Annotated in this window: 17 protein-coding genes; 7 read left to right on the top strand and 10 right to left on the bottom strand. The window is 65.7% G+C overall.

Translation table 11 applies throughout. The features are described from left to right. Nucleotides 1–29: 29 nt before the first annotated feature. Nucleotides 30–1,202: a sulfotransferase family protein gene (locus PT015_RS18060; protein ID WP_285186276.1), complete on the bottom strand. Its 1,173-nt coding sequence runs from the start codon at nt 1,200–1,202 to the stop codon at nt 30–32. Then, the gene (locus PT015_RS18055) at nt 1,199–2,275 is read right to left on the bottom strand and encodes a DUF1214 domain-containing protein (protein WP_285186275.1); all 1,077 of its coding nucleotides are present in this window, start codon (nt 2,273–2,275) and stop codon (nt 1,199–1,201) included. The genes PT015_RS18060 and PT015_RS18055 overlap by 4 nt, the downstream gene beginning before the upstream one ends. Before the next feature lie 193 nt (nt 2,276–2,468). Between PT015_RS18055 and PT015_RS18050 the strand changes: the two genes are divergently transcribed. Next, on the top strand, nt 2,469–2,759 hold the full coding sequence (locus PT015_RS18050) for a hypothetical protein (protein ID WP_285186273.1): 291 nt from the start codon (nt 2,469–2,471) through the stop codon (nt 2,757–2,759). 25 nt (nt 2,760–2,784) lie between these two features. Here the strand turns inward: PT015_RS18050 and PT015_RS18045 are convergent, their stop codons facing one another. The 3 genes from PT015_RS18045 to PT015_RS18035 form a co-directional block, all read right to left on the bottom strand. Continuing rightward, nucleotides 2,785–3,669 (bottom strand): alpha/beta hydrolase, encoded by an 885-nt coding sequence (locus PT015_RS18045; protein ID WP_285186272.1) that lies wholly within the window; start codon nt 3,667–3,669, stop codon nt 2,785–2,787. A gap of 25 nt (nt 3,670–3,694) precedes the next feature. After that, a complete protein-coding gene (locus tag PT015_RS18040; RefSeq protein WP_285186270.1) occupies nt 3,695–4,594 on the bottom strand; it encodes a class I SAM-dependent methyltransferase in 900 nt (299 codons plus the stop codon). A 76-nt stretch (nt 4,595–4,670) separates the two neighbouring features. Further along, nucleotides 4,671–5,498 carry an LLM class F420-dependent oxidoreductase gene (locus PT015_RS18035; RefSeq protein ID WP_285186269.1) on the bottom strand — a complete coding sequence of 276 codons (828 nt, stop codon included), beginning with the start codon at nt 5,496–5,498 and terminating at the stop codon, nt 4,671–4,673. Nucleotides 5,499–5,582: 84 nt separating this feature from the next. Here PT015_RS18035 and PT015_RS18030 point away from each other — a divergent pair, with 84 nt between their 5' ends. Beyond that, nucleotides 5,583–6,377: a HugZ family pyridoxamine 5'-phosphate oxidase gene (locus tag PT015_RS18030; RefSeq protein ID WP_285186268.1), complete on the top strand. Its 795-nt coding sequence runs from the start codon at nt 5,583–5,585 to the stop codon at nt 6,375–6,377. Between the two features lie 29 nt (nt 6,378–6,406). On the opposite strand, the gene PT015_RS18025 is transcribed toward PT015_RS18030, so the two are convergent. Together PT015_RS18025 and PT015_RS18020 are read right to left on the bottom strand one after the other, a co-directional pair. Further along, the gene (locus tag PT015_RS18025; RefSeq protein WP_285186267.1) at nt 6,407–8,035 is read right to left on the bottom strand and encodes a diguanylate cyclase; all 1,629 of its coding nucleotides are present in this window, start codon (nt 8,033–8,035) and stop codon (nt 6,407–6,409) included. A 227-nt stretch (nt 8,036–8,262) separates the two neighbouring features. Next, complete coding sequence (locus tag PT015_RS18020) at nt 8,263–8,481, bottom strand: ferric uptake regulation protein (RefSeq protein ID WP_285186266.1); 219 nt, start codon at nt 8,479–8,481, stop codon at nt 8,263–8,265. Between the two features lie 334 nt (nt 8,482–8,815). On the opposite strand from PT015_RS18020, the gene PT015_RS18015 reads away from it, so the two are divergent. Both PT015_RS18015 and PT015_RS18010 read left to right on the top strand, forming a co-directional pair. Beyond that, nucleotides 8,816–9,238 (top strand): MmpS family transport accessory protein, encoded by a 423-nt coding sequence (locus PT015_RS18015; RefSeq protein WP_285186265.1) that lies wholly within the window; start codon nt 8,816–8,818, stop codon nt 9,236–9,238. Further along, nucleotides 9,235–12,171 carry an MMPL/RND family transporter gene (locus PT015_RS18010; protein ID WP_285186264.1) on the top strand — a complete coding sequence of 979 codons (2,937 nt, stop codon included), beginning with the start codon at nt 9,235–9,237 and terminating at the stop codon, nt 12,169–12,171. The genes PT015_RS18015 and PT015_RS18010 overlap by 4 nt, the downstream gene beginning before the upstream one ends. Nucleotides 12,172–12,174: 3 nt before the next feature. Here PT015_RS18010 and PT015_RS18005 read toward each other — a convergent pair whose 3' ends face one another. Next, nucleotides 12,175–12,828 carry a TetR/AcrR family transcriptional regulator gene (locus PT015_RS18005; protein ID WP_285186263.1) on the bottom strand — a complete coding sequence of 218 codons (654 nt, stop codon included), beginning with the start codon at nt 12,826–12,828 and terminating at the stop codon, nt 12,175–12,177. 157 nt (nt 12,829–12,985) lie between these two features. Between PT015_RS18005 and PT015_RS18000 the strand changes: the two genes are divergently transcribed. Further along, nucleotides 12,986–13,426 (top strand): DUF5990 family protein, encoded by a 441-nt coding sequence (locus PT015_RS18000; protein ID WP_285186262.1) that lies wholly within the window; start codon nt 12,986–12,988, stop codon nt 13,424–13,426. Then, entirely contained in the window at nt 13,423–14,073 is a 651-nt protein-coding gene (locus PT015_RS17995; RefSeq protein WP_285186261.1) for a maleylpyruvate isomerase family mycothiol-dependent enzyme, read from the top strand. The genes PT015_RS18000 and PT015_RS17995 overlap by 4 nt, the downstream gene beginning before the upstream one ends. A gap of 19 nt (nt 14,074–14,092) precedes the next feature. Here PT015_RS17995 and PT015_RS17990 read toward each other — a convergent pair whose 3' ends face one another. Continuing rightward, the gene (locus PT015_RS17990; RefSeq protein ID WP_285186260.1) at nt 14,093–14,440 is read right to left on the bottom strand and encodes a nuclear transport factor 2 family protein; all 348 of its coding nucleotides are present in this window, start codon (nt 14,438–14,440) and stop codon (nt 14,093–14,095) included. A 69-nt stretch (nt 14,441–14,509) separates the two neighbouring features. Here PT015_RS17990 and PT015_RS17985 point away from each other — a divergent pair, with 69 nt between their 5' ends. Further along, a complete protein-coding gene (locus PT015_RS17985) occupies nt 14,510–15,343 on the top strand; it encodes an alpha/beta fold hydrolase (RefSeq protein ID WP_285186259.1) in 834 nt (277 codons plus the stop codon). Here the strand turns inward: PT015_RS17985 and PT015_RS17980 are convergent. After that, nucleotides 15,337–16,257 (bottom strand): NAD(P)H-dependent flavin oxidoreductase, encoded by a 921-nt coding sequence (locus PT015_RS17980; RefSeq protein ID WP_285186257.1) that lies wholly within the window; start codon nt 16,255–16,257, stop codon nt 15,337–15,339. The two genes, PT015_RS17985 and PT015_RS17980, sit on opposite strands and share 7 nt — an antisense overlap. Nucleotides 16,258–16,359 lie beyond the last annotated feature (102 nt).

Below are 16,359 nucleotides of genomic sequence, written 5' to 3'. Positions count from 1 at the left end.
GATGCGACCACGTTTAATGACCGAACCGCTTACCGCAGTTGCTCGGTGGGTATCTCGTAGCGCTCCTGGTAGGCGCGGACCTTGTCGCGCACCTCGTCGGCGTCGAGGCCGGTGTCGGACCAGGTGTAGCGGCCGTGGCCACCGTCCGAGGGGTGGGCGTCCAGGAAGTCGCGCATCAATTGCACGGTGTCGGGCCGCAATTCGCGACCCAGCGCCTGGTAGATCCCACCGATGGTGCTCCAGGGGTACTTCATGAAGTCGGCGAACTTGACGTCGATGACCCGGTCGTCGGGAATTGCGCCGCCGTCGCGCAACGCCATTTCGCGTTCGAGTCCGACGATGATCTCCTCGTAGCTCTGCGCGGCGCATTCGGCGACGGTGGAGTCGTCGGTGCTCATCCGCCGTAGGTGGTTGGTCAGCGCGGCGATCGACGAAATGACGTTCAGCGGATCGCGGTGGGTCTGCACGATCAACGCGTCCGGATATTCAGCGAGCAGGGCGTCGAGCTGCCACAGGTGCGCCGGCGATTTCAGTAGCCACTGACCGGGAACGCCGGATTGCAAGTGTTGCAGAAACTTTCGGTGGTAGCGGTAGGCACCGCTGTGGTCGGCGTAGTGGAGCAGCCAGCGGCAGTAGGTCGGCAGCCGGTACTGAACGGTGTAGATCATGCTGGTGAACTCGCCGCCGGTGATGCGTACGCATTCCTGGCCCACCAAGGCGCCCATCGGGTGGTATTTCAGGAAGCCCGGCACGATCTGCTCGGAAAGCTCGATGTTGCCTTGGATTTGGGCGATCCGCGGATCGTCGTGGTAGGTATCGAGCTGCGGCACCGGGCAGGGTTCGTCGACTTCCCACGTCAGCGGCGCGCGCAGTTCCGGATCCTGGGCGAGCAGGTCGTAGAGGATCGTGGTGCCGGTGCGCGGTTGACCGACGATGAAGATCGGCCGGTCGATCTTCTCGCGAGCGACACTGGGGCTCTTCTTTCGCCAGTCGATGACGCCGAGCCGGTTGACCAGCGCGCGCATCAGGTCGCCGTAGGCGACTTCGACGCCGATCACCGAAAGTCGGGACTCGTTGATGAGTCCGTCGACCAGCAACTCCAAAGCCGGACGCCAGCCCTCGTCACCGAAGTCGTCGAATCCAGTTTGTGCACAGGCGGTTTCGAGGAGGTGATCGACCGCGAACCGCTCTTGCAAGGTCATCGGCGCTCCTGGTGGATCGTGGTCGTGACCGCCGGTGGTTCGGGGTTGTCCAGCCAGCGCAGCACGATGAAACCGCGGTGCCGGCCACCGGTGTCGAGCCAATGACCCACGCCGAGGTCGCGGGCCGAGATCGCAATGCGCACATGGCCGTCCGCGTCGGTCTCGACACCTCTGTTGGTCACCGAGCTGTGCCGGCGCCGCGGCTCCAGGCATTCGTGCCAGATGTTTTCCAGGGTCACATTCCAGTACCGGGTGTCGGGCGGCACGATGTCGAGCACGAGCGCCTCATCGGGTTCGAGCCGAAAGGTGCCGATCATGTACAGGTTGTCCGGCGTGGTGTCGGCGTCGCCGAGATCGGCCGCCTGCGCTGTCACCAGAGTGTTGGGTTGCTCCAGCAGTTCGGGTTTGATCGTGCGGTGCAGGGTGGCCAGCTTCATCAGCGTCCAGGCCATCGCGGTCAACTGGTCGGCGAGCGCGACATCGGTGAGGGCAGAGACGGGATCGGCGTCCAGCGGTTCGATGTCAAGTGTTGCGAGTTCCTCGGAGTTGTGATCGCCGATGTATTCGCGAACGACCACCGAGGATGCGTCCTCGGGAATCCGGACCCAGTGTGCGCCGCCGAGGTCGGCCGGCTCGATTGCGGAAAAGATCAGCTCGAATTGCCCTGCGACCGTGACCAAGTCACGGTCGCTGACGTAGGCCGCCATCCGGCGCGGGTTGAGGCCGGTGCCGGCCAGAACCTGCAGCCCGAGGTAGGCGCTGGTGCCGCGATGCCCGGTGATCCGGTAACTGCGGTCGCCGCGAATCATCGCGAGGTAGTAGTTGCCGTCCGGGTTGGGTCCGCCGACCATGCGGTTCGGCGTGCACATGTCGAAGAACGACGGCTGGTCGGCGTCGGACTCCACGGACAGTTGGGCGCATAGTGCCGAGATCCGCGAGACGGCCCGCAACCCTTCGAGGAACTCACGTTCGGATTCCGCGTCCTCGGTGACAACGGTCGTCATGTTGCCGAGCATCTCCTGGAAGAATTGCCAGGCAGCGACCGATTGCAGCTCCGCGACGTCGTCAGGCATGGGCTCACCGTACGACCGCGGAGTGCGCACTGTCTCGCATCTGAATGATTTACGTAACGGCGGGTTACGAAATAGCAGGTCTGTGACCCAATCGTTTCCGGCGCGTGCTCGCCGCCCGGCAACGATTCCGGTTGGCTGATCGACGGCATACCTGACGGCACAGGCTGAGAACCGATGACGGGCAAGGAGTTCTATGGATTTCGAGGGTGACCACGCCCGCGAACTGATGTCGCTGGCTCACCACGCATTACGCAGTGACGATGCAGACAAGGGCATGCTGTGTACCGCCGCGATCGGGGTGATCGACAACCCGCCCCGCGACGGCATCTTGCGCTCGCTGGCCGATCACGTCTGCCAGGCCGTCTTCGATTGGGCCTGCTTCGACGGCTCCACAGCACGGTTGGCGGGCGTCGTCAAAGGTTACGAAACTGCAGCTGGTGCGGTGCGCGCACTTCAGATCGAGGAACGCTTGGACGCGCACTGAGCGAAAAGTGTTTCGACTCAATGGCTTAGCGGAACATCGAATACGCCGCGACTTCCGCGGCCAGGCCGGGCTCGTTGAGAACCCGCCGCAAGAAGATGTCGACGTGCGCGGTGACGGCCGTGGCGTAGCTGGGTGACGCGTCGAATTCGTGGTTGCATTCGGCGAACGTCACCAGTTCGTTGACCACGCCCAGCCGGGTCAGCTCGTCGGCCAGCCGACGGGAATTGATCGGCTGGATCAGTATGTCGGCGGTGCCGTGCACGATCATGGTCGGCGGAAAAGCGGCGTCGACGAGGGCCAGCGGGCTGACGGCGTCGGCCTCCGCCTCGGTGCACGGCTCCCCCAGCAGGTCGGCAGCCGGTATCGCACCGTCAGTGCGCTGGCCGGCCAGGATCGCCGCGAGATCGATTCCGGCGGGCCCCATTCGGAGTGCCGGAGGGTCTTCGGCGCGGAAGCTGACCGGCGCGTAGCAGTCGATGACCGCGGCGACGGAGATCGGTACCGCCGTGTCGTCGTCGCCGTCGTCCAACGAACCGTCGGCGCGAGTGGCGGCCGTCGTCAGAGCGATGTGCCCGCCGGCACTGTGGCCCCACAACACGAGTGCGTCGGGTCGCACGCCGAGTTGGTCCGCGTGGGCGGCGACCCACCGCAACGCCGACCGGACGTCGGTGATCGGCGCCGGCCAGCCCGCCTGGCCGAGCAAGCGGTACTGCGCCTGGACGACGGTGTAGCCGTGCGCGGCGAGCGCGGCCGACCGGGCGTCGAGCATCTCCGGCGTTCCGGCCCGCCACGCGCCGCCGTGGAGGTGCAGCACCGCCGTCGAGCGCCGGGCCGACCCAGCGGGCCGGAATACCCGCAGTTTCAGCGGGCCGGTGGCCCGGTGGGCGTAGACGAACTCCTCGACGGTCACGCTTGCACGGTAACCGCCGCCGGCCTCAGACCAAAGTGGCTGTCAGGTAACCGGATCCATCGCCGAACGAGGCCAGTTCGTCCTTGGGAACTTCGAAACCGTTGGCGGAGTAAGCCTGTTCGGTGGTTCGGACGTCCGTTTGCCAACCGTTCGCGCCGAGGTAGTCGGCGGCGGGGTTGCGGTCGCCGGTGTAGAACAACTCGGCCAGGTTGATGTCGGAGCCGATGCGTTGCGATCGCTCGGTGAGCCGCTCGGCCCAGTCGGCGGGCACGTCACGTAGGTCCATCTGCTCGGTGGCGATCCGGCTACCCGGCGCCGAGAGCGTGGCGATGTTGTCGAACAGTCGGTCCTGCGCTTCCGGCGGCAGATAGACGAGCAGGCCCTCGGCACTCCAGGCCGTCGGCTGCGTCGGGTCGAACCCGGCCTCGACCAGTGCCGTCGGCCAGTCTTCACGCAAATCGATTGCGACGGTTGTCCGTTCGGCGGTCGGCACGGCGCCGAGATCGGCGAGGGTCCGCGTCTTGAACGCGATGACCTGAGGCTGGTCGATCTCGAAGACCCTGGTGCCGGCCGGCCACGGAAGTCGGTAGGCCCGAGTGTCCAGCCCCGACGCGAGGATCACGGCCTGGCGGATACCGGATTCGGTTGCCTGCACGAAGAATTCGTCGAAGTACCGGGTCCGTACGGTCATCTGCTCGCTCATGGCGCGGCGACTCAACAGCGGATCGTCGCCGTGCTCGATCTCACCGTCGATGAGTTTCACGAAAGTCTCGATGCCCACCGCCCGCACCAGCGGGTCGGCCCACGGGTCGTTCAACAGCGCGTCCGGGTCTTGCGACGCCATCGCGCGCGACGCGGCAACCGCGGTTGCGGTCGCGCCGACGCTCGATGCCAGGTCCCACGTGTCCTTGTCACTACGAGCCATGTCGATTGCCTTCCTACGAATGAGATTTAGTTAGTTGCTTTAACTATATCACGTAGGAACGTTGCCTCGCAAAAAGTTAGCCTAGCTCGGCATAGGCTGCATGCAGGGCATCCAGGCGTCGCAGCGTCTCGTCGCGAGGCTGTGTTGGCAGCTCGACGGTGACGTGCTCGATGCCCAGGTCGCCGTAGCCGGCGAGGAGTTCCGTCGTCACCTTCCCGACGTGCGAGGCGATCACCGGCACGTCGGCGCCCGCCTGATCACGCAGCTTGGCGAGGTCAGGGGCGAGCGCGTCGGCGGACGGGCTCAACGAGAGCCACCCGGCGTCGAATTCGGCGATGCGGGGAAAGTTCGCCGGACCGCCACCGAAGTACACCGGGGTGTGCGGCTTTGCCAGCGGCTTGGGCCAGCTGTAGATCGGGTCGAAATCGACGTACTCGCCGTGGAATTCGGCCTCGTCCTTGGTCCAGATCTCGATCATGGCGCGGATCCGCTCGTCCATCACGCGACCGCGCACCTTCGGATCGACGCCATGATGCGCGATCTCCTCGCGCAGCCAGCCAACGCCGACACCGAACAGGAAGCGGCCCTGGGACACCAGGTCGAGCGAGGCCACCTCCTTGGCCGTCTGGATCGGGTCGCGCTGAGTGACGAGTGAGATGCCGGTGCCCAGGAGCAGTGACTCGGTCGCGACCGCGGCAGCCGTCAGCGACACGAAGGGATCGAGCGTCCGGTAATACTGCGGCGGAATCGGACCACCCATCGGATACGGGGTCTTGGTGTTGACCGGAATGTGGGTGTGCTCGGTGACGAACAGCGACCCGAAACCGCGCGACTCGAGCGCGACCGCCAGGTCGACCGGCCCTATTCCCGTGTCGTTGAGAAATGTGAACACCCCGAACCGCATCTGCGTTTCCTTCCGCTGCCGACCGAACGAACCGGAGCAGTCCAACCCTGCCGGTGCCCGGGCTTATTCCGTAGGCTGCGGGCTGTGGGGAACCGCGATCATGGCGATGTCGGCGATGCACCGTCGGTGCCGCCGCCGCTGCACGAGGTGACGATCCCTGCTCAACCGTCCGCGGCCGAGCAGGCTCGCACGATCGCGGCCGCCGCCAACGCGGCGACGCTGGCCACCCTGACGGCTGACGGCGATCCCTGGGCCTCGCTGGTGGCATACGGGTTGCTGGGTGGCGCGCCCGTCCTGTGTGTGTCGAATCTTGCCGAGCACGGCCGCAACCTCGCCGCCGATCCGCGGGCCAGCCTGTCGATCGCTGCGGCGAGCACTGACAGCGACCCTCTGGCGTCGAGTCGGATCACCCTCGCAGGCGCCGTCGCCGCGCCCGCTGCCGATGAACTGGATGCGGCGCGCGCGGCGTACCAGGATGCGATACCGGCGGCGCGCTTCTACATCGACTACAGCGATTTCACGCTCTGGGTGCTGCGCGTCGACCGGGTGCGCTGGGTCGGTGGATACGGCCGCATGGACTCGTCATCCGGCGCCGATTACCTTGCCGCCGAACCTGATCCGGTGACGCCCGCAGCGGCCCGGGCGATCGCGCACCTCAACGCCGATCACGCCGATGCGCTGTCGTCGATGGCCCGGGCCTTCGGTGGCTACCCGGACACCGACGAGTCGGTGTGCACCGGCATCGACCGCTACGGCCTCGATCTACGAGTACACACCCCACGTGGCATCGCCTACACCCGGGTCGGCTTTCCCGAGCCGTTGCAATCCGCTGACCAGTTGCGTTCGGTGATAGCGGAGTTGGCGCACGCGGCGGACTGACTACTTCGCCGCCACCGTCGCGAAACGGGTTAGCGGCGATTGCGCAACCAGTCGAGCACCGCGCGACTGCCCGGCTTTCGACCATTGACATACTCGTAGCGACTGGTCGCCTGGCCCGTCCTCTTCGCCTGGTACATCGCCTGATCCGCGTCGTGCAGGATCTCCTCGGCGCTCCGTCTGTCTGCCGACTGGAAGGGGACCAGTCCGATGCTCGCGCTGATCCACACGTAACGTGTTGCCGTCGAATCGGTTTGGTGATCGACGGCGATCGGCTCGGCCAGCGCCGCGTGCAGTCGCCTGGCCAGATCGTCGATCTCCACCGGCTGCAAGGGCGCGGCCAGCAGTGCGACGAATTCGTCGCCGCCAACCCGGCCGACCACGTCGTTGGGACGCAATGCCTGGTCGAGCCGTTGCGCGGCGATCTGCAACACCGTGTCACCGGCGTAATGACCCAAGGCGTCGTTGATGGCCTTGAAGTTGTCGCAGTCGATGAAAAGCACTGCGCCCAAACTACTTTGACCGGAAGCCACTCCGCTGTTGATGAGCTCGATCACTCGAGTGCGGTTGGGCAGACCGGTCAACGGGTCGTGGGCGGCCTGATGCTCGAGCCGTCGCTGCGTGGTGTGACTCTCGGTGACGTCGATGAACGAGATCAACACCGACGACCGCGCGGTATCGGTGGGGTCCAGCGGCGACCAATTCACCGAGACCCAGATCCGCTGGCCGTCCAGCAACCGGTCGACACCGTAGACGGTGCCCTGTCGACGGCTGGTGGCAAGGGTTTTCAGCACCGGCCACTGGTCGGGGCTCAGCAGCGTCCCAGTGCTGTCGTAGATCGGAACCGACGCGAGCTTTGCGAACTCGACGGCGTCGACGCCCGTCTCCGGGACTCCCATGATCCGCAGGGCCGCGGGATTCACCGACTCGACTTCGCCACGGGGGCTGATCACCACCACGCCGCCCTCGAGTGAGGCCACCACGCTCTGGAAGTGTTGCTCGGCGCGCCGGAGCGCAGTCTGGTCCGCGCACAGCACCACGTAGCCGTCGCTCATCGGCGATACCGACACGCGCATCGCGAGCGCGGAGCCGTCGACGGCCCGGTGTGTGGTGTGCTCAACTCCCCCGGCCGCCACGATGCTGGCCGGATTCAGCGGAGCACCGACCGCCTCGCTGACCGGCAACCCCAATGCGCGCGCGGCCGACCGGCCATAGATCGCTTCGGCCGCGGGGTTCCAACTGGTGATCTCGCCGGTCACCGTGGTTGCGATGAAGGCGTCACTGACGTGCGAGACGAGCGCGGCCTGTAGGCGCAGCCTGGCTTCGGTTTCCTTCTGCTCACTCAGGTCGCGGAAGATCACCTTGTGCGCCGGCTGACCCTCCCAGCGGGTGCGGATCGCGATGGCCTCGACCTCGCGCTTGGTGCCGTCCAACGGCAGGATCGTGAGTTCCAGCGGCGGAGTCGCATCGCCCTCGTGCCGGCGCGCGGCGATGTGGGCAGCCACGGCGGCCAGCGAATCGGGATGCACGAAGTCGGTGATCCGGCGTCCCAACAATTCGTCCGCGGACTTCGCGCCCATCCGCCGGACCAGTGTTTCGTTGACGTAGACGTAGCGCCCGTCGGCATGGACGCAGATGGCGAGCGGGCTGTGGTCAATCAACCACCGATACCGCTCTTCGGCCTCCGGCGTCAGGGACCGCTCAGCCTCATTTCGCGCAATTGGCTGTGCGCTGAGGTCTTGCTCCATCCGCCCCGGCCTTCGATCGGTTGTGTCCAACCTGTGCTGACCAGTTCAGCACACGACGACCGTGCGGGTATGCAGGTTGATGGGTGTCTTTCGCGACGTCACGGCTGCGCGAACGCGCGCGGGTCTTCCTCGGTCGCGGGTTACCGCGACGCCTTGACGGCCTGGCGCCGTTCCTTGTCTTTGGCGTGCGACGAGCAGCAGTGGCTCATATCGCGGTGGTATTGATCGCAACATTCGTGCGAGCAGTAATTCGAGGCGACTGAGTGCCAGCCCGGATTGGCCAGATCGCGCCATCGGTTGTTGGGGTCAAACGAGTGGCCGCAATGTACGCAAGTCTTGACCTTGGTCTTGGTAGCCATGCAGTTCACGCTACGCGCAAAAGCGTTACGGCAGGGCTAATTCTCGGACGGCGGCACGCAATTTTCGATGCGAAAATCGGGGGCGCGTATTTCGCCGGCTATTCGCACGAGTCGGTGCCGCAAGTTATTTTCTCAAACTAATTACCGAGTTCCGACAATGCCGCCGTACTCACCGTTTCAGCCCCCGTCGCGGCTCAGGTGGACGACCCGTCTCGACGGACCGGGGCGTCGCGCGGGAATGAACCCGACGAGAGTGACGTTCGGTCCCTGCGGTGGCGCACGCGCCAATTTGTCTTAATATTTTGCCAGCAAGCATTCGTGAGCGGGGGATACCTTGACGATTCTCAAGCGGGCGTGGGTCCCGCTGGTCGTGGTCGTAGCGCTGATCATCGGCGGCGTCGCGGTCATGCGGCTCAACGGCGTCTTCCCGGGTCCCGGCCTGCCCAAGCCCGACCCTCGGGACGCGACCCCGCCGTACGCCACCAAGACCGCCGTCTACGAAATCTTGGGGCCGCCCGGAACGACCGGCACCGTCAACTGGATGGACGCGGAATCGCTACCGCAGAAGGCGGACTTCACCACGCTGCCGTGGTCGACGACGATCACCGCCGCGATGCCCGGCATCTTCGCCTACGTGATTGCCCAGGGTGACAGTCCGTCCATCGGCTGCCGGATCACGGTCGACGGCAAATTGGTCGACCAGCATCAGGTCGACAGGCAGAACGCACAGGTCTCCTGCTTGGACAAGTCCGCGTGACCAACGGCCCCAGCGACAGCACCGACACCGACCAGATACCCGTCCCCCAACACCACGAGCTCGAGCGCAAGCCGCGGATAGCTCGCACCATCCGGGTCTTGGCGCTCCCGATTGTCATCGTGTGGGTGCTACTGGCGGTAGGCGTCAACGTCTTCGTCCCGCAGTTGGAGAAGGTCGCCGAAGAGATCTCGGTGCCACTGTCGCCATCCGACGCGCCGTCGGTGACCGGCATGAAGCACATCGGCGAGAAGTTCAAGGAGTACGACTCCGACAACCTCGTCCTGGTGACACTGGTCGGCGACAACAAGCTCGGCCCCGACGCGCACAAGTTCTACGACGAACTGGTCAAGAAGATTCAGGCCGACCACGAACACGTCGAGCATGCGCTGAACTTCTGGGGGCAGCGATTCACCTCATCGGGTGTCGAGAGCTACGACCACAAGGCCGCCTACGTCCAGGTCAACCTGAAGGGTGACCAGGGTGGTGCCGAGGGCGACAAATCCGTTGCCGCGGTTCGCAAAATCGTCGCGGATACCAAGCCGCCGGCGGGCGTGAAGGCCTACGTCGCCGGCCAGGGGGCCCTGACCGCCGACACGATCGTGGTCGGTGACGCCAGCCTCGCCAAGATCACGCTCATCACGGTCGTGATCATCGCGATCATGCTGGGGTTCGTCTACCGGTCCATCGGCACCGTGCTGCTGACCATGTTCATCCTCTTCGTGGGGCTGGCGGCGGGCCGCGGCGTGGTTTCGCTGCTGGGCGAAACCGGCGTCATGGGCCTGTCGACCTTCGCCGTGAACCTGTTGACCTCACTGGCCATCGCGGCGGGTACCGACTACGCGATCTTCATGGTCGGCCGCTATCAGGAAGGCCGTGAACGCGGGCTGGACCGCGAAGCCGCTTACTACGACACCTTCGCCGGCGTCAGCAAGGTGGTCCTGGGCTCCGGCCTGACCATTGTCGGGGCGCTGGCCTGCTTGAAATTCACCCGGCTGCCCTACTTCAGTTCACTGGCTTTCCCGTGCGCGGTGGGCCTTCTGGTGGTGGTGGCGGCGGGGGTCACGCTGACGCCCGCGCTCATCGCATTCGCCAGTGGCTTCGGTCTTTTGGACCCCAAACGCAAGTTCAACTACACCCGCTGGCGCCGCCTGGCGACGGCCATCGTGCGGTGGCCCGCTCCCATTCTCGCCATCTCGGTCATCCTGGCGATCGTCGGCGCCTTGGGCCTGGCGGGCTTCACTCCGCGTTACAACGACCTCTACTACCTGCCGCACAGTGCCCAGTCGGTGCAGGCGTACGACGCGGCCGATCGACACTTCACCCAGGCTCGGTTGAACCCGGACCTGCTGATGATCGAATCCGACCACGACCTGCGTAATCCCCGAGACATGCTGGTGCTGGACAAGGTGGCCGGGGCCATCTTCCGGGTGCCGGGCATCGAGCGGGTGCAGAGCATCACCAGGCCACTCGGTCCGCCGATCGAAGACGGATCCATTCCGTTCCAGCTCAGCGTGCAGAGCGCGCCGATCCGCGACAACCTCAGCTATCTGAAGGCCCGCGTCGGTGACATCAAGAAGATCACCGGTTTCCTCGACGTTCAGATCTCGCTGCTGGAGAAGCAGTATGCGATCACCCAGAAGCTCTCCAACGCGACCGACGACAGCGCAAAGACCACGGCGGAAACGGCTGCCGTCACAGATGAGATCCGGGACCATATCGCCGATTTCGACGACTTCTGGCGCCCGATTCGCAGCTACTTCTACTGGGAGAAGCACTGCTACGACATCCCGATCTGCCTTTCGCTGCGAAGCCTGTTCGACGCCCTGGACGGATTCGACCAGCTCGCCGAGAAGTTCCACGCCCTCACCAGCGACCTCACCAACACGGCTGCGGCCACCCGTGAATTGTTGGCGATCATTCCGGAGAACATCGCCGTCTCCAAGGCGATCCGGGATACGACGCTGACGATTTACAGCTCGTTCGACAGCCTGATCGACCAGTTCGACCGGCTCACCGACACCAACGCGATTATGGGCAAGTCGTTCAACGACGCGCGGGTGGAGAGCCTGTTCTACCTGCCGCCGGAGATCTTCCAGAACTCCGATTTCCAGTTCGGGCTGAGCCTGATGGTGTCGCCGGACGGAAAGGCCGCGCGGTTCATCATCACGCACGCCGTGGACCCGGCGACCGCGGAAGGCATCAAGTCCGTCGACCAGGAGCGCAACGCGGCCAAAGAGGCGCTGAAACTCACCTCCCTGGAAAACGCCGACATCTATCTCGGCGGCACCGCCGCGACGTTCAACGACATCGCCACCGGTGCCTGGTACGACCTCCTGATCGCCGCGGTGGCGTCGATCGTGCTGATCTTCATCATCATGGTGATCGTCACCCGCGCTCTCGTCGCCGCGGGCGTCATCGTCGGCACGATCGTGCTGTCGCTAGGGGCGGCTTTCGGATTCTCGACGCTGATCTGGCAGCATCTGGGCCACTTCCAATTGCACTGGGTGGCAACGGAATTCGCGCTGATTGTACTCTTGGCGGTGGGGTCCGACTACAACCTGATGCTGGTGTCCCGAATCGAGGAAGAGATCGGCGCCGGCCTGAACACCGGGCTCATCCGCGGCGTGGGTGTGACCGGCCCGGTGGTGTCCGCAGCCGGTGTGGTGTTCGCCGTGACGATGGCCGCGATGCTGAGTAGCGATCTGCGGGCGATCGGTCAGTTCGGCTCCACGATCGGTATCGGTCTGATGTTTGACACCTTCGTCGTCCGGACGCTGATCACGCCGTCGATCATGAGGTTGATGGGGCGCTGGTTCTGGTGGCCGAAACGGGTCCGGGTCCGCCCGGCCAGCCAGATGCTTCGGTCGGTCGGGCCGCGGCCATTGGTGCGCGCGCTGCTGTACCAACCGCGACACCCGAACCCGGAGCCATAAGCGTCACTCCGGCTTTCGCGGATGATCGCCCATCACCTCACTGAAGCTCTGCGCAATGTTGGAGATCATCCGCTGCTGGAGATTGCTGTCGCGCTGCGGCTGATACTTGTCGGGCAGGTCTGCCGCCGTGACGTAGGCGCTGGCGGTCACGGCCGACCACATCGTCAGCGCGCGCTGCAACCGCCGGTTGTCGACGCTGACGCCCATCCAGTCGGCGAGCGCGGGCGCGATCACCCGTCGACGCGCCGCCGACACCTTCCGGTGCAGGTTGCGGGTTGCGCTCACGATGCGCGCCAGCGCGATGAGGCGCTCGAGCGGTACGGCTCCCCGACCTTCGACGATCGCGGTCACCATCGCGGAACCGGCACTGAGCAAGGCGCTCTCGGGGTCGACACCTTTCGACGTACGCTGCAACTCGGCGGCGGTCGCGTGCGACATGGCGTCGACGATGCACACCAAGACCGCCTCCGCGTCATCGAAGTGTTTCGCAAAGTCGGCGGGCGATGCGTCTGCCCGTGCAGCGATCTGATCGGCACTGGTGGCGTCATAGCCTTGTCGCACAAAGAGTTCCAAGGCGGCGTCGATCAACCGCTCGCGCAAGTCGTCAGACAGCGACTTGTCCGCCGAGCCGGCCCCGGGGCTGGACCGTGCACCCACGCAGTGAGTATTGCACCGCCGCCGTCAAATTCACGCCAGGTTGGTCGAATGACTGAGCAGCAGATGCCATCCCGGGTCGATGTCGCGAACCTGCTCGACCTCGGTGTCGGACACGCTCAATGCTCAGCACCGTTAGCGCCTGCGCAACAATGAGGGCGTGCAGATCCGCATCGAGGGCACGCAGCTACCCGGCCGCGACTGCGGCTCAGGTGACAACTTTCCCGGCTATGCCAACATCCACGTCGGCGTGCAGTCCAAGAGCCCCCGCGACGAACTCGTGGGCGTGCACCGCGGCGACGCAGCGTCGGCGGCCTGGACGCTGGACTGCTCGGTGGACGGCGACGATATCCGCGGCCCGCAGATTCACGGGCGACCGGGCGATCGGTTCATCTACCTCAGCTGGGGCACGGTCGACGATGCCGGCCACTTCGCGATGTTCCGTCGCGCCAAGCTGATGCTCGCCGCTGTGCCCGCCGAGGTGATGACCGGGGCCCTGGCGTCAGGGACGCTGGTCGGAGCGCTCGGCCTGACCGACACGAAGGGACAGCCGCTGTGCGCCCGGGTAGTACCGCCGAACATCCACTGGAGCAGCCGATGACACCCCGGTACGACCACCTGTGGCCACTCGTGCACGTCGAGCGGGCGGCGCTGGCGGACGACCTCGCCGGCCTGAGTGAGGAGCAGTGGGAGCACCCGACGTTGTGCGACGCCTGGAATGTCGAGGAGGTTGTGGCGCACCTGACCGCAGCGGCGAGCACGAGCCAGGGAAAGTGGCTGCGCAGCATGACTTTTGCGCGTTTTCGCACCGACGTACACAATCGGCGCCGGCTGGCCGAACATCGTGGCGACGACCCCGCCGACACACTGAGCAAGTTCCACGCCGTCATCCAGAGCACTACCGCGCCGTCGTCGCACACCCCGGCCTACCTCGGCGAGGTGCTCGTGCACGCCCAGGACATTCGCCGGCCCCTCGGACTCGAGCGGACGCCCGGTGTCGAGGCTCTGACCGCGGTGGCCGAATTCTTCGCCCGCCGCAATTTCGCCGTGCCCAGTAGCAGCCGCGCCGCCGATCTGCAGTTGCGCGCCGACGACGGACCGTTCGTCGCCGGAGACGGGGCGGTGGTGACCGGGTCCACCCTCGCACTCGTGATGAGCATGGCCGGTCGTCCCGCGTACGCCGAGGAACTCGACGGCCCCGGCGCCCAGCTACTGCGGGCACGAGCCCAGCCCCTACCGCGAAAGTGATTGCCGGAGCGTCGGCGTATCAGCCGGCTGACGTTCCGGTCCAGTACTCGGCAATACGACGGCCGTCGGCGCTGACACGCAGGATGTCGTTTCCGGTGAATGACATTGCGCCATCGGGACTTTGCCCCGTACCCCGCCAGCGTCCGGTCAGGAAGTCCCCGTCGACAAACGGACCCAACTCCACGGCGAAGCTCAGCTCGCGGACTTGGTCTCGCGTCTGCTTGATGATCTGTTCGAGTTCAGCGGGCCCGTGAACATCACGCTCGGGCCAGTGCCCGACGAAGTCGTCCGTCACGAGCTCAGCCGCAACCACTGCTCCGGCCCACAGCTCATCGATCCAGCGGCCGTACAGAGAATGTGCATCCATCGCTCGGTCTTACCCGATGGAAGGCACCACTATGCCCCGCGGTCCGCATCCATAGGACATGCTTGGCCGATGGATCACTACACCCACAAGGGGCTGACCTTCGACGTCCGCGATGCCGGGCCTGCTGACGGACCCGTCGTGGTGCTGCTGCACGGCTTTCCGCAGCACAACGACAGCTGGGACGCCGTCGTCGATCGCCTCACCGCTCAGGGTTATCGATGCCTGCTACCGAATCAGCGCGGCTATTCGCCGGGCGCCCGCCCGCCCCGTCGGCGCGATTACACGATCCCCGAACTCGTTGGGGACGTCCGCGCACTCATCGACGCCAGCGGCGCGCAGCAGGTACACCTCGTCGGCCACGACTGGGGCGCCGCGGTGGCCTGGGGCGCGGCCGCCGAGATGCCCGAGCGGCTGAAGACAGTGTCGCCGGTGTCCGTGCCGCATCCCGCCGCATTCCTCAAGTCATTTCTGAACAGCCGGCAGGGGCTGGCGTCGTACTATATGTATCTCTTTCAGTTGCCCCGTATTCCGGAGTGGTCCCTGCTGCGCGGCAACGGGAGCTTCATGGTGAAGTCACTGCTGCGGGCCGGGCAATCCCGGGCCGCAGCCGAACGCGACGCGCAGGCGATGCGCGAGCCCGGAGCCCTGACCGCTGCCATCAACTGGTACCGCGCGATGCCGCTGTCCAGCCCCGGTGCGATCAACCAAAAGGTCTCGGTGCCAACGCTTTACGTGTGGAGCGACCAAGACATCGCACTGATGCCGAAGTCGGCGTACAACACCGGCCGGTACGTGACCGGCGAATACCGGTTCGAGATCATGCCCGGGGTGTCGCACTGGATTCCCGACGAGCAGCCCGACAAGCTGGCCGATCTATTGCTGGAGTGGTTCGCCGCTCACTGACCGAGCCGAGATCGACTGTCGCCCAGGGCTTTCTCGATCTCCGCCCACGTCTGCTCGACGATCTTGGCGGCCGGCATCAGCTCGGTGATCCGCGAGGACACCTGCCCGGTGTTGGCGACGCTGGCGTCCATGTCGCCGTCGAAGTACAGGTCGGTGATGCGGCCGAGCAATTGGATGCCCGGCTCGGCCGCGGCGACGCGGGCCGCCAGACCGGTGCGCAGGACGCGCATCGTCGGGTTGCCGGGCAGATCCAGCATCACGGTGCCGTCGTCGCCGGCGGCAAGGATCTCGTTCTTGAAATTGGCGTGCACGCCGGCTTCGTGGCTGGCCAACATCCGGGTGCCCATCTGCACGCCCTCGGCCCCGAGAACTACTGCGGCCGCCGCGGACCGGGCGTCGCAGATTCCGCCCGCCGCGATGATCGGTAGGTCGACCTGGTCGGCGACGAGTGGCAGTAGCACCAACGTCGACGCCCCGAGCGCCGATTTGAACCCGCCGCCCTCGACGCCCTCGACCACCAAGGCGTCGACGCCCGCATCCAGAGCCTTCAGCGCTCCCTTCAGTGAGCCGATGACGTGGATGACGGTCATGCCGGCGTCGTGCAACCGGGCGGTGAACAGCGCCGGATCGCCGGCGGAGGTGAAGACGTGGCGAACCTCGGCGGCCGCGAGTTCGTCGACGATGGACGGGTCCTTCTTCCAGCCCTGGATCATCAGGTTGGCTCCGACGGGACGGTCGGTGAGTTCGCGAACCCGGCGCAGGTCGGCGCGACCTTCGGGGGTCAGCGTCTCGATCATGCCCAGGCCGCCTCCCTCGGAGACGGCGGCGGCGAGTTCGGCCCGGGCGATGTAGGTCATCGGCGCCTGAACGACGGGGTACTGGACGCCGAGCAGCGATTGGATGCGGTTGATCACCGCCTGATTCTCTCCCTCAGCCGTCGACTCCATACCGACGGATGGCGCAGCAGCTGGGGCAGCACCACCAGCGGTCGACCCGTGGCCGCGGCGAACCACTGA

Source organism: Candidatus Mycobacterium wuenschmannii, assembly GCF_030252325.1.
GTDB lineage: Bacteria > Actinomycetota > Actinomycetes > Mycobacteriales > Mycobacteriaceae > Mycobacterium > Mycobacterium wuenschmannii.
This window is presented reverse-complemented; position numbering and strand designations above follow the sequence as displayed.